General features: G+C 48.7%; 1 protein-coding gene. It reads left to right on the top strand.

Annotation, left to right across the window (positions count from 1 at the left end):
* Position 1 precedes the first annotated feature (1 nt).
* On the top strand, positions 2 to 236 hold a 235-nt coding region (locus tag SB660_RS23745), incomplete at its 3' end, for a biotin operon repressor (RefSeq protein WP_410585057.1).

The raw sequence follows: 236 nt of genomic DNA on the forward strand, positions 1-236 counted from the left end.
AATTGATTTATTTTCTGAGGCGGGTGACGGCTTTATCTCCGGGCAGAAAATAAGTGACGCGCTCGACTGCTCGAGAACCGCCGTTTGGAAACATATAGAGGAGCTCCGCAAAGAGGGCTATGAGGTTGAGGCGGTCAGACGAAAAGGGTACAGGCTCATTAAAAAACCGGGGAAACTCAGTGAATCCGAAATCCGTTTCGGGCTGAAAACAGAGGTTTTGGGCAAACAGCTTCATT

It is taken from the genome of Bacillus sp. SIMBA_005 (assembly GCF_046535585.1).
GTDB lineage: Bacteria > Bacillota > Bacilli > Bacillales > Bacillaceae > Bacillus > Bacillus pumilus.